We start from the raw sequence: 11,267 nt of genomic DNA, 5'->3' as shown, positions 1-11,267 counted from the left end.
GCGACCTTTCTACCCGGAGGATAAATGGAGGTTAATCGCCTCCCCCTATCTCAATTCTTTTATAACAAAACTGCTCCGTCAATTAAAAAAGAATGCTGCCACAGCAACTCCTTGTTAAACAAAAGTCCACTTTTGCTGTCCTACCCTACCCTACCCCTACAGGGATTATTTCTATTAGGATCATGGTCCTTTGCTTACTCTAAGCTATATTTATATTATGTAAACTGGAGAGGATAAAGTTTTCACTTATTATAAAACGGATTTACATAAATATGGAGATGCCTTTACATAATATAGAAGGATATGAATTCCTTTGTAATAGGGAGGTGATTAGATGTTCTTCAAAAGACGAAAGCTTAGAGATAAAGAAGACAAACAAGCAGTAACTGAGAATTCACAAGATATTGAAGAACTGTTTGCTAAGGCCAAAAAATCTAGTGATTTTAAACAATTTTCCCTTACGGATGAATTGGGACATTTAATCATTTCTTACTACAATACACTGATCGATCAACAACAACTCCAACTGAAAATTTTACTGATTTTCCGAGAGACACCTTTTGAACAGGACAAACTAGGGAAAATTGATGACATAAAGAAAATTATCTCAATTGAAGACATTGTGATTACGGATAATGTAAAAGAGGCAGAATCAAAGCTACTTAAAGGTTATGCTATTCTTCAAATGAAGGAAAATGATCAAAGGTTTGCTTTAATTCTCTTATCTAATGATACAGCTGGCTTGCGTGAACAAAATAATGTTGAAAATGAGTATAGTGTTGTGGGGCCGCTAATTGGGTTTGTTGAAAATATTGATGTAAATATACATTTACTAAGGCAGCAAATTAACACATTTGATTTGATCACGAAGGAAATTAGCGTTGGCTCTACATCACATACTAGAATTATCATTGCTTATATTGAAGGAATTACGGATGAGCAGCATGTTAATACCATAACCCAACGCCTTCAAGATATTGATTTTGATATCGTTTATGATACGTCTCAGCTTCATCAATTAATAACTGGTAATTCCCTGACACCGTTTCCCTTGCTTCTTTCAACTGAAAGAGTGGATAGGGCGGCTCATGCTCTAAATATGGGACAGGTAGCTGTTTTTAGTAATGGGTCGCCTTATGTCATTACAGGACCTGCTACGTTAATAGATTTTTTTATTACACCTGAAGATTACTTTCTACCATGGATTATTGCATCTTTTTTCCGTTTAATACGGATTTTTAGTGTCCTTTTCTCCATTTTTGCCACGTCTATTTATGTAGCCGTTTTAACTTACCATTACGAAGTAATTCCAAACGATTTATTCGGTTCACTTAGTTTTTCTCGTCATAATGTTCCGTTTCCGCCGGTATTTGAGGTGGTTTTTTTGGAATTCACGATTGAACTTTTACGTGAAGCTGGAGTACGGTTACCTACTAAGGTAGGACAAACATTGGGAATAGTGGGCGGTATTGTTATTGGCCAAGCTTCAGTTGAGGCGTCACTTACAAGCAATGTCTTACTCATTATAGTAGCCTTATCAGCCTTAGCTTCCTTTACTACCCCTATTTATAAAATGTCGAACACGATACGTTTTTTACGTTTTCCTTTAATTATCGCCGCGTCTATGTGGGGCGGACTAGGTATCGTTATGGGGATTGCCTTTTTAATCGTCCATCTTACACGGTTAGAATCATTAGGAACACCCTATACCGTTCCATTTTATCCTTTTAGGCCTCAAGATTTGAAGGACAGCATTATCCGTTCCTCTTATAGTGAAACTTCCAAAAGGCCAAGTTATTTACGTCCTAAATCAATTTGGAGATACCATCCATATAATCACAAAAAAAAGAAAAGTGATTTTGATGAATGATCAGAAAAGGGTATTAGAGGTGAAGTATGAAATCATTTTTTCTGTTAACTTTTATCCTAATTTTCTTCTTATCAGGGTGTGAAGATCAAAGGATCATTGATGAAGTTCAGATTATAGAAACCATTGGATATGATATGGAAAAAGACAAAGTGAAAGGAATGGTTATCTATCCTACATTTGCGGAAAAAGGAATGCCCAAATTAAAAAGCTTTAGAACTGTGTCTGATTCGTATGAAGATATTCTTCCGAGAATGAATTCAAAATCTGCATTTCCCGTTGAAATAGGAAAATTAGATTTTATATTGTTCGGCAAGGAATTTGCAAAACAAGGGATTGATGATGTTTTAATTAATTTTAGCAGAGACCCGAATGTTGGGAGTCGAATGCAGTTGAGCATAGCCGAAAACACAGCTGAAAAAATACTTAATTCAAGTCAAGATGTGAATCTTTCATTCCATTTAAGTAATAAAATTAATCAGAACATTGAAAAGGGCAATTTGCCAAAAACAAATTTGCACGTATTTTTGACAAATCTTTATGATGAGGGGAAGGATCCATTTTTACCTTACTTAATCCTGGAGGAAGGTCAAGTCAAAATTGACGGGTTAGCCTTATTAAAGAAAGGTAAGTTTGTAAATAATATTAATTTAAGGGAGTCATTTATTGTGAAAATATTACATGATGGCTCAAAAAGTGGACAATATAAAACAAAAATTAAGGTTCACAACAAGGCTGGTTATATTTTATTGACAAGTCTGGATGCCAAAGCTAAATATACGGTTGACAAAAGCGAAAGTATTCCACGTATATTGATCGATTTAACCATCGATGCAGAGGTTAAAAATTCCTCATCTTGGTTTGATTTAAGCACCAATAAAAATCGCCTAAAAATGGAACAGATTTTAAATGAACACTTTAATGAAGAAGTCCAACGTTTAATTTCGTTGTTACAAGGATACAACGTAGATCCACTTGGATTGGGAGACAAGGTTAGAGCCACATCAAGAAATTGGGACTATCAACGTTTTAAGGACATATACCCTGATTTAAAAACCACTGTACACACAAATGTTAACATCCTAAATACGGGTATTGAAGAATAAGTCTGCATTTTCCGAGGTGACCTATGTGAAAACTATACTCAACGAACAATATTTAATATCTCCTTTTTACGTTTTCTTTCTGATCTACTCGAATATTATTGGCGTAGGAATCATGGGTTTTCAAAGAGATATAACGAAGGATGCTGGTTATGATGCATGGATTTCCATCATTTTATCTGGTGTAAGCATTCATATACTAGTTTGGATGATCTATCGTATTGTTGGAATTACTAATAATGATATCATACATGTTCACCAATTTTGCTTTGGAAAATGGATTGGCGGACTGTTCAACATTTTTGTAATCTTCTACTTTATTGTATTGGCGTTAATTGTTTTCCTTGTTTATATTGAGGTTGTTCAAGTTTGGCTGTTTCCCTTAATGAAGACCTGGCAAATAAGCTTCATTCTTCTAGTCCTCGTTTATTACATTGTATCCGGTGGATTCCGCGTGATTACTGGAGTGTGTTTCTGGGGAACTATCATACCTTTTGTTATACTGTTTCCCCTTAATTTTTTTGCATTAGAATTTGCCAATCTCAATCATTTATTACCCTTTTTTAATCACTCTGTTAAGGAAATAGTATTATCATCTAAAGCTATGGTGTTTCAGTATCTAGGCTTTGAGACTTTATTCATGTTCTACCCATTCATAAAAAATCCAGAAAGATCACAAAAATGGGCCCATTTTGGACTTCTGCTTTGCGTCTTTCTATATCTTATAGTAGCACTCATCACATTTGTCTACTTTAGTGAAGGGCAGCTAGCCAATACGATATGGCCGACGTTAGTTCACATGAAAGTTGCAAAATTCCCTCTAATAGAAAGAGTCGAATTTATTATTGTTTCGATTTGGTTACTTCTTGTATTACCCAATATCAGCGTGAAAATATGGGCAGCTTGCCGTGGTATGAAGAAATTAGTAAATGTGAAACAACGTATAAGTCTGTTCATTGTACTGGTCCTATTCTTTATTATAGCTAATGTGCTCAAAGAGAGGAGTCAAATAGAGCGATTGAATGAAATGTATTCAAACATTGCTTTTTACTTTGTGTATCTATATATCCCTTTTCTCTTTTTGTACATTCATATTAAGCATAAAATAACTAAGTAGGATAGAAAGCTTCTAGAAACCTATAATACAATCTGGGCAGATCGTTTTGTAAGGATTCAACAGAAAAGGTCAGCAGTTACATTTAGGAAGGGGAACCATTCCAAATCACAGAAATTACAATGGATGATCCTAAACTAAGTGAGGTTTTAGTTCGCCTTATTGCGTCGGGGATTTGTCACACTAATGTTCTAATACAAATCAAGCTTACCATTATATATTTTACCATTGGTTCTTGTAAATTTATGTATCATAAAACGAGCAGTAGTTTTGAATAAGGAAAAATATAATCCGGTATTTAAAAAATTACATACGATTCTCCAGTCTATTTTAATATCAATGAGGTTTTTAATTATATATATAATTTAAATGAAGAAGTAATCAATAAAATTGAAGGAGAGCCAAGCCTTCCAAAATTAAGCAACGGGGAACTTGTTGAAAATCGCCATATTTACTTTAATGAAAAACTTGAACTCACTTCTTCTAATACTTCAAAGGCAACAAAAGCAAGTAATGGTCCTTTTAATGGTGAATTTAATAGATTCCTGTCTAGATTTGAAACCAAATTAACAGATAAGCGGTTGGAATTTCTGTTATTAAATCAAGATGTAGAAGAAAATTCTAAGTATAAAACTGAACATTTTGAAGATATTTTGAAACAATTTATGGGATATCTAGATAAATCAAACGTTACAATTATTGATTTGAGTGGTATTCCGTTTGAAGTTTTAAGCATTACAATTAGCTTAATTTCTCGTCTTATTTTTGATTTTGCATTTCATTATTCTAAGCTACAACATCAAAAGGATGAACTTAACGATATACCATTCATGATCGTCTGCGAAGAGGCACATAATTATATTCCACGAACTGGAGGTATTGAATTTAAAGCAGCGAAGAAATCAATAGAAATAATTTCCAAGGAAGGGAGAAAATATGGTTTGAACTTAATGGTTGTAAGTCAAAGACCTTCTGAGGTATCTGATACAATTCTTTCTCAGTATAATATTATTAATCTGCGTTTAACAAACATTAATGACCAAAATTATATTATTAATCTGCGTTTAACAAACATTAATGACCAAAATTATATTAAGAATCTACTACCAGATAATTCTAGCTCTATATCAGAGATTCTACCTACTCTTGGTGCGGGGAGTGTTTGGTGGTTGGGGCTTCTATTCCAATTCCGAGTATTGTTAAATTAGAGTTACCAAACCCTGAACCAAGATCACAGAGTATTAAATTTCATAAAAAATGGTCAGAAAGTAGGAGAACACCGTCGTTTGAAGAAGTAATAATGAGATGGAGAAAAGAAAATGGATAACTCGTCTTTTTTACTAGTAACTTTTATTACAAATCAATACTTTAACAAGTGAATTTCATGAGGATTGGTTATTAAGAATTGAAATCCTAGAGCTATTAATAAAACATAATCTTTTACTAGAAAAACAAGAGATTCTTTTAAATCAACTCGAAGAAATTAAGAAATTGAATGAGGAATACCCAGTTTTGATTCAAAGAGGACTAATGTTGGCATCAAAATAAGCAATGTGGTTTCAATGTATAAAGATCGTGCAATTTGAACCTTGTTTTAGAGTTAAACTAACATATACTGACTTGGAGGAGTGAGATTATGTTCTTGCAAGGGACCATTATTTCAGGTGAATTTGATTCAAGTATGAATGAATTTTCCTTACAGAAAGTTAAAAATTTCAACACAGAATCGGTCCTTAAAGAAAACCAAATAAATAATATCTATCATTATTTAAAAAAACATCAGCATGAAGAGGATGGGCAAATTATTACTTTATACGATCAAATGCTTGTACGCTTAGCACAGAATGAAGTTAACCAGTTAATTGTTGATTTAGAGAAAGTAATGTCCTTGTATCACTGATGCATATAAGAGTATTTTGTACGAACTAAAGAAGCAGACCCCACTGGATCTGCTTCGGTTTTATGATGGATTTGTTGACCATAATCCAGCTGTTTTAACGAATACTCTTGGATTAAATTTTAAACTAGCGACGACTAATTCTGCAAGGTCTTCTGGGTGCATCACGTTTTCTTCATTGCCTTTAACAAGATTTGTATCAATGGCTAAATCTGTAACGACCGTACTTGGTGTTAAAGCAGTAACACGGACATTATGTTTTCTTACTTCTAGCATAAGTGATTCTGTTAGCCCTAAAACAGCGAATTTAGAAGCACTGTAAGCACTTGTAACAGGAGCACCTTTTTGGCCGGCAGATGAAGAGATATTGATGATATCTCCTGATTTTCTTTCGATCATTCCTGGTAATACTGCTCTTGTTACATTATACACACCCATTAAATTGACTTGGATGATTTTTTCCCATTCTTCTGGTGTTAGATCAAGGAACCCACCAAATTTAGCAACACCAGCATTGTTGATTAGGATATCAATTAGGCCAAAGTCTGATTTGATATGTTCAACAGCATGGGTAACGGATTCAAGATCGGTCACATCTGCTGTTGCTGCAGAAACCTTTACATCAAATTGTGCTAGTTCAGCAGCTACCTTTTCTAGATTAGACATATTTAAGCCGATTAGGCCTAAATGAACGCCTTCTTTTGCTAAGGCGATAGCAGTAGCACGTCCAATGCCTCTTCCTGCGCCAGTAACTATTGCAGTTTTTCCATTTAAAGAAATCATTTTATCACTCCTAAAATTATTACAAATTGAAGTAGTTCATTCTAACAGAAAGACCGCAATCTTGCATGGAAACAGCTTGCGGTCTTTCCTATTTAGAACTCGAAGAATAATATATTTATTCTAAGTTGGCGTGTCTACCGTACATTTTATTGGTATCCAAACCTTTTTTCTCCATGAACCGAAGAATCACAGCGTCGTAAAATAGTAAAAGTGTTTGCTCAAATAATGAGCCCATTGGTTGAATCGTCTTAAAATCACTCTCCGACTGATCTTTAGGTGAGCCAGGCAACTTAATTGTGATATCCGCTAATTGTCCAATAGTGGACTCAGGGAAAATGGTTACAGCTGCAATCGTCCCACCGATGCTTTTTGCCTTCTCAGCCATGGAAACTAAACCTTTCGTTTCTCCTGAACCTGATCCAATGATTAAGATGTCATCTTTTTCAAAGTGGGGTTACTGTTTCGCCAATCACATAGGCATCTATCCCCATGTGCATCATTCGCATGGCGAATGATTTGGCCATAAATCCAGATCTACCTGCGCCTGCAACAAAGATTTTTTTTGATTCAAGAATCCCATTAACTAATTTTTCAGCTTCATCATTCGAAATTAAATCTACGGAGCGATTTAACTCTTTTATGATTTCAGCTAGGTATTGAGTTGTATTCATGATCTGAATTACCCTTGATTAATCATTTGTTGCATTTTGGCAGCAGCAGCTTTTTTATCAGCTTGTCCAGTAATCCCGCCACCTACAATGACAAGGTCTGGTTGTACTTTGATGACTTCTGGAAGTGTGTCTAACTTAATACCACCTGCGATTGCAGTTTTAGCATTTTTTACAACACCTTTGATGGTTTGTAAATCTTCAAAAGAGTTCTTTCCAACTGCTTGAAGATCGTAGCCAGTATGAACACAAATATAATCAACGCCCATAGCGTCCACTTCTTTTGCACGTCCAGCAAGGTCTTTTACAGCAATCATATCAACAAGGATTTTTTTACCTTGCTTTTTCGCTTCTTCAACAGCACCTTTGATTGACATATCTTCAGCAGTTCCAAGAATTGTGACGATATCTGCACCTGCATCAGAAGCTTTCATTACTTCATAACCAGCTGCATCCATGATTTTTAGGTCTGCTAATACCTTTAAGTTAGGGAATGCTTTTTTAACTGCTTTTACAGCATGAAGACCTTCATTGATTACAACCGGTGTACCGATTTCAACGACATCAATATGTTCCTCTACTTCTTTTACCAGCTCAATTGCTTCTGGGATATTGACTAAATCTAATGCTAATTGTAATTCCATCTATATTCACTCCTATAATTTTTTTATTGTTGTACAGTGATAATATCTCCAAAGGGGTAATAATACTTTTACAGTAATATTATCCTTATAGTGCACTATCTGTACCTGCTAGCAATAAGGGATATCATGTTCTCTCGTTGAACAATTGCAAGTATACAACGTATATAACAACAATAAAAGTACGCACTTTTATTTTACATAGTGTTAAAAAGTATACTATGAAAAAATCCGCTTATTTACTATTATTTTAGTTATAACAAGGCAATGTGAAATTTCGCATTGCTTCAATTCTGTATAAGTTTGTTATGGCCAGGGAGAGGATACAGTTGGGGCTGAAGAGAGAGCTGGTTATTATGATCAAGCTGGTGCTACTCGCGACATGTTTCAAGATCATATGCTGCAAATGTTAATTGGTTTAGGAAAAAATGGATTAAGGGTAAAATTCAAAGTATAAAAATGAAATCCGTATTTCTAGCTAATATTAATGAAGTAATGTGAAAAAATATTACGGTAGGTGCAAAAATGGATGAAAAACAAATAGTCGGTGAAAAAGCAGCAGAGTTTGTTAAAGATGGCATGGTTGTGGGGCTTGGTACGGGTTCGACAGTTTTTTATACCATACAAAAGCTTGGTCAGCTAGTGAAGGAAGGCCTTTCCATTAAAGGTATTCCAACTTCTGTTCAAACGGAAGAATTGGCTAAAGAATTAGGCATTCCACTTACAAGCTTTAGTGAAATAGAAAGTATAGATATTGCTATTGATGGAGCAGATGAAGTCAATTCAGAATTAGAACTGATCAAAGGTGGTGGCGGCGCACTTTTAAGAGAGAAAATCATAGCGAGAGCAGCTAAAATATTTATTGTTGTAGCAGATTCATCTAAAAGGGTAGAGAAATTAGGTGCGTTTCGATTGCCTGTAGAAGTTATTACGTTCGGTTATGAAATGACAGAAAAACATATTAGAGCCATTGGTTTAGTCCCGGAAATTCGAATAAACGGTGGAACTCCGTTTATTACTGATAATGGGAACTATATTTTTGACTGCCAAATTCCTGAGCACGTTCAGCCTGAAATGTTAGAACGAATGCTTAACATGATACCGGGAGTCGTTGAAAATGGGTTGTTTGTTGGAATGACTGACTTGGTGATCACTTTAGATCAAGAAAAAAATGTTGTCATGTTAAGAAGGTAAGAACATAAGAGAGAGACTTTGAGTCCCTCTCTTATGTTTTTTATATCTTTACAATGATTCTACCTCTTGCTTGTCCTTTTAAAATAGTAGGCAAGTTTTCAAGTAATTCTTCAAGTGTAATTTCTTTCTGTATAATTTCAGAAAGAGTAGAAGGTTTTAAATCGGTTGCCATGCGATTCCATAGTTCTTGCCGAACATCCATTGGACAATAAACAGAATCAATACCGAGAAGGTTTATGCCACGTAAAATAAACGGAAACACGGTGGTAGGAACGCTTCCTCCACCAGTTAAACCACTGACCGCAACAGAACCATTGTATTGGATTTTACTTAAGATGGATGCAAGTGTCTCTCCTCCGACTGGATCAACCGCTGCAGCCCAATTTTGTTTATCAAGAGTTTTTATTTTACCATTAAAGACATCTTCACGAGAGATAATCTCTTTTGCACCAAGCTTATGTAAAAAAGTATGCTCAGAATTTTTACCCGTACTAGCGACAACTTCGTATCCTCTTTTTGAAAGCATGGAAACAGCTAAACTTCCTACCCCACCAGTAGCTCCAGTGACAAGGACTTTGCCCTTTTCTGGCGATAAACCGTTATCTTCTAACCTTTGAATGGAGAGGGCTGAAGTAATACCTGCTGTCCCCAAAATCATTGATTCCATCAACGTTAAATTTTCAGGTAAAGGGACAATCCAATCACCAGGAATGCGGGCATATTCACTATAACCACCATAATGGGATACCCCAATTTCATAGCTTGTTGCTATGATCTCATCTCCTTCGCGGAAGCGTGGATCTTGAGACGATACGACTACACCTGCTAAATCAATACCTGGAATAAAGGGATAGGTTGTGACGATTTTTCCATTCGGAAATACTAGCTAAACCGTCTTTATAGTTAATCGCAGAATAAGAAACCTTGATTAAAACATCACCTTGAGGTAACTCATTTAAGGTAATATTTTTGACTTGAACAGAAAAATCGTTTTCATTTTTATCTACCATCAATGCTTTAAATTGTTCCATCATTCTTTAACTCCTTTCTTGAACAGCAGAATAGAATTATATATTCACTGCTAATATATAATGTATGGAAGGATATTACAAGTACATACTTTTATTTTATATAGTGAAAAAAGTATACTGTGGGTTATAATAAATATGGAGGTGAAGTGAATGTCACGAATGCAGGATAAGATGTTTAATTGTGAAAAAGAATTAACTCTTTCCGTTATCGGTGGTAAATGGAAGATGCTTATACTATGGCATCTAGGAAAAGAGGGAACGAAGCGATTTGGTGAACTGAAAGCTCTTATGCCAGGGATCACGCAGAGAATGCTAGTTAATCAATTGCGAGAACTGGAAGAAGACTTGATTGTAGAACGCAAAGTCTATCCCGTGGTTCCTCCAAAAGTAGAATACTCCCTTACTGAACAAGGAAGAAGCTTGATGCCGATTCTCGATGCTATGTATAACTGGGGGAAAGATTATATGGAAACTGCTGGGTTGAATCCTTTAGTAAGACAAGAGTCGATTAGGTAAATTTTAACTGGTAATCTAAGGTTGACTCCGGCCAAGGGGGTCAACCTCTTTTCATGATAATTTAATAATTATTTTTAGTATTTTGTAATGCCTCAAAATAAAGCTGATAATTAACTTTTATTTTCATTTTTCCCCAAGCGGCTAACCATACCTTTTCGCTGATGGGTTTGGAAAAGGGGCTAAGGGTGTGTGTCCCGATTTGAAGAGGATCCACCTTCAGCTCTTGCATTTTTTTTATGAGGCCCGTAGTTTTCATTTCTAATTCAGTTTCAATTTCCTTATGAAGCTGCATCAGTTCATTTCTGTTGAGGATATTTTTATTACCTTGATATTCCTCAATTCTTCCATTTAGTTTCACGTTTATTGTAACTAGGGAAAGATTTTTATCCAAATCCACATTTACTCTTGAGCGTAGATGTCCAATAACCACATCTAATGGCTGTCAAGCAAAGG

The 11,267-nt window shown here is 35.2% G+C and carries 10 protein-coding genes and 3 pseudogenes; 8 read left to right on the top strand and 5 right to left on the bottom strand.

All coding sequences use genetic code 11. The features are described 5' to 3' along the window. The first annotated feature begins 334 nt into the window (after positions 1–334). From COE25_RS19595 to COE25_RS19575, 5 genes are all read left to right on the top strand, one after another. Positions 335–1,870, top strand: a complete 1,536-nt coding sequence (locus tag COE25_RS19595; protein ID WP_098933821.1) for a spore germination protein — start codon at positions 335–337, stop codon at positions 1,868–1,870. Positions 1,871–1,896: 26 nt separating this feature from the next. Continuing rightward, complete coding sequence (locus COE25_RS19590; protein ID WP_098933820.1) at positions 1,897–2,973, top strand: Ger(x)C family spore germination protein; 1,077 nt, start codon at positions 1,897–1,899, stop codon at positions 2,971–2,973. Between the two features lie 25 nt (positions 2,974–2,998). After that, complete coding sequence (locus COE25_RS19585) at positions 2,999–4,087, top strand: GerAB/ArcD/ProY family transporter (protein ID WP_098933819.1); 1,089 nt, start codon at positions 2,999–3,001, stop codon at positions 4,085–4,087. Positions 4,088–4,665: 578 nt separating this feature from the next. Then, positions 4,666–5,292 (top strand): ATP-binding protein, encoded by a 627-nt coding sequence (locus COE25_RS30905; protein WP_180247555.1) that lies wholly within the window; start codon positions 4,666–4,668, stop codon positions 5,290–5,292. A 428-nt stretch (positions 5,293–5,720) separates the two neighbouring features. Beyond that, positions 5,721–5,984 carry a hypothetical protein gene (locus COE25_RS19575; RefSeq protein WP_098933818.1) on the top strand — a complete coding sequence of 88 codons (264 nt, stop codon included), beginning with the start codon at positions 5,721–5,723 and terminating at the stop codon, positions 5,982–5,984. A gap of 60 nt (positions 5,985–6,044) precedes the next feature. Here the strand turns inward: COE25_RS19575 and COE25_RS19570 are convergent, their stop codons facing one another. The 3 genes and pseudogenes from COE25_RS19570 to hxlA all read right to left on the bottom strand — a co-directional run bounded on the left by COE25_RS19570 (position 6,045) and on the right by hxlA (position 8,076). Next, the gene (locus tag COE25_RS19570; protein ID WP_098933817.1) at positions 6,045–6,764 is read right to left on the bottom strand and encodes a 3-ketoacyl-ACP reductase; all 720 of its coding nucleotides are present in this window, start codon (positions 6,762–6,764) and stop codon (positions 6,045–6,047) included. 115 nt (positions 6,765–6,879) lie between these two features. Beyond that, a pseudogene (gene hxlB, locus COE25_RS19565) lies at positions 6,880–7,435 on the bottom strand (6-phospho-3-hexuloisomerase). 8 nt (positions 7,436–7,443) lie between these two features. Beyond that, the gene (hxlA, locus tag COE25_RS19560; RefSeq protein ID WP_098933816.1) at positions 7,444–8,076 is read right to left on the bottom strand and encodes a 3-hexulose-6-phosphate synthase; all 633 of its coding nucleotides are present in this window, start codon (positions 8,074–8,076) and stop codon (positions 7,444–7,446) included. Between the two features lie 319 nt (positions 8,077–8,395). Between hxlA and COE25_RS19555 the strand changes: the two are divergent. Both COE25_RS19555 and rpiA read left to right on the top strand, forming a co-directional pair. Then, positions 8,396–8,503 (top strand): annotated as a pseudogene (locus COE25_RS19555) (hypothetical protein); the annotation flags it as partial. A 95-nt stretch (positions 8,504–8,598) separates the two neighbouring features. Then, a complete protein-coding gene (rpiA, locus tag COE25_RS19550; protein ID WP_098933815.1) occupies positions 8,599–9,267 on the top strand; it encodes a ribose-5-phosphate isomerase RpiA in 669 nt (222 codons plus the stop codon). A gap of 40 nt (positions 9,268–9,307) precedes the next feature. Here the strand turns inward: rpiA and COE25_RS19545 are convergent. Beyond that, a pseudogene (locus COE25_RS19545) lies at positions 9,308–10,301 on the bottom strand (NADPH:quinone oxidoreductase family protein). Between the two features lie 147 nt (positions 10,302–10,448). On the opposite strand from COE25_RS19545, the gene hxlR reads away from it, so the two are divergent. Continuing rightward, the gene (gene hxlR / locus COE25_RS19540; RefSeq protein ID WP_098933814.1) at positions 10,449–10,814 is read left to right on the top strand and encodes a transcriptional activator HxlR; all 366 of its coding nucleotides are present in this window, start codon (positions 10,449–10,451) and stop codon (positions 10,812–10,814) included. A 61-nt stretch (positions 10,815–10,875) separates the two neighbouring features. Here the strand turns inward: hxlR and COE25_RS19535 are convergent, their stop codons facing one another. Then, positions 10,876–11,244, bottom strand: coding sequence for a Ger(x)C family spore germination C-terminal domain-containing protein (locus COE25_RS19535; RefSeq protein WP_098933813.1), 369 nt, complete (start codon positions 11,242–11,244; stop codon positions 10,876–10,878). Between the last annotated feature and the right edge of the window lie 23 nt (positions 11,245–11,267).

The organism is Bacillus sp. AFS031507 (genome assembly GCF_002584635.1).
Taxonomy (GTDB): domain Bacteria; phylum Bacillota; class Bacilli; order Bacillales; family Cytobacillaceae; genus Neobacillus.
The sequence above is the reverse complement of the archived record's forward strand: the minus strand, read 5'-3'. Positions and strand labels throughout refer to the sequence as shown.

Excerpts from the sequence above, each read along its gene's own strand:
- COE25_RS19595 (WP_098933821.1), top strand. The coding sequence starts at position 335 with ATGTTCTTCAAAAGACGAAAGCTTAGAGATAAAGAAGACAAACAAGCA.
- COE25_RS19590 (WP_098933820.1), top strand. The coding sequence starts at position 1,897 with ATGAAATCATTTTTTCTGTTAACTTTTATCCTAATTTTCTTCTTATCA.
- COE25_RS19575 (WP_098933818.1), top strand. The coding sequence starts at position 5,721 with ATGTTCTTGCAAGGGACCATTATTTCAGGTGAATTTGATTCAAGTATG.
- COE25_RS19570 (WP_098933817.1), bottom strand. The coding sequence starts at position 6,764 with ATGATTTCTTTAAATGGAAAAACTGCAATAGTTACTGGCGCAGGAAGA.
- hxlA (WP_098933816.1), bottom strand. The coding sequence starts at position 8,076 with ATGGAATTACAATTAGCATTAGATTTAGTCAATATCCCAGAAGCAATT.
- rpiA (WP_098933815.1), top strand. The coding sequence starts at position 8,599 with ATGGATGAAAAACAAATAGTCGGTGAAAAAGCAGCAGAGTTTGTTAAA.
- hxlR (WP_098933814.1), top strand. The coding sequence starts at position 10,449 with ATGTCACGAATGCAGGATAAGATGTTTAATTGTGAAAAAGAATTAACT.